Genomic DNA, 932 nt, shown 5'->3' with positions numbered 1-932 from the left:
CCCGACAGAGCAGCGTGAGATGAATTGCGGTCAGGGTTTATCGGAATTAGGTTTGTTTTGGTTTTCAATGTATTGTCTTAAGGTTGAAATAGTAACTCCGCCACAACTAGCAACAAAGTAAGAGCCATTCCATAAAACATCTTTCCAGTAAAAAGAATTTAAGTGGTCGGAAAATTCTTGTCTAAGCTTTCGGGACGTTACAGATTTGAGATTATTAACCAAATTACTTAAAGCAATGTCACCGATGGTACTGAAAAAGAAGATGAACATGATTGTCTTCCCCGTTAAATTCAATTAATTTACAATCCCACTTATGAAGTAATTCTTCAAGGATGGAGTGTAACCTATTCAGCATTTCAAGAGTAAAAACCTTGTGTCGATACAAAGTTTGTCAAAACCAAATGCACTTTGAGGTCACTGACAGATCTCCCGAGCGCTAACAAAATCGTTCTTCATAATCTCCACTTGAAAAAACTTGTGCTATATTCAGTGTATCTTGTAAATACAGCACTCAAACGAAGGGGGTGATTCAATTGCTTAAGGCAGTAAAGGTTAGGCTTTACCCAACACCCGAACAGGAATTGGCGTTAGTCAAATCGTTTGGTTGTGTACGGTGGTATTGGAATTTTGCCTTAAATGCCTGTATTCAGCACTATCAAGAAACTGGAAAAAGCTTAAAACTAGCAACCTATAAAGGGATGCTCCCTCAACTCAAAAAGGAATATCTTTGGCTCAAGGAAGATTGTTATTCATCGGTTCTTCAATGTGTAGCAATTAACCTAGACAGAGCCTATAAAAACTTTTTTAAAGGACAAGCTAAATTCCCTAGATTCAAGTCTAAACACCATAAGCAATCAATCCAATATCCCCAGAGTGTTACTGTCAAGGATGAATATCTAAAAGTCCCCAAGATTGGTGAAGTCAAAGCAGTA

Annotated in this window: 1 protein-coding gene and 1 pseudogene; one reads left to right on the top strand and one right to left on the bottom strand. The window is 37.7% G+C overall.

Features of this window, described 5'->3' with window-relative positions:
- Positions 1-30: 30 nt before the first annotated feature.
- A pseudogene (gene tnpA, locus M595_RS29855) lies at positions 31-456 on the bottom strand (IS200/IS605 family transposase).
- Between the two features lie 68 nt (positions 457-524).
- Between tnpA and M595_RS27945 the strand changes: the two are divergent.
- The coding region (locus M595_RS27945) for an RNA-guided endonuclease InsQ/TnpB family protein (protein ID WP_238987156.1) at positions 525-932 on the top strand (408 nt) is incomplete at its 3' end.

The organism is Lyngbya aestuarii BL J (genome assembly GCF_000478195.2).
Lineage (GTDB): Bacteria > Cyanobacteriota > Cyanobacteriia > Cyanobacteriales > Microcoleaceae > Capilliphycus > Capilliphycus aestuarii.
This window is presented reverse-complemented; position numbering and strand designations above follow the sequence as displayed.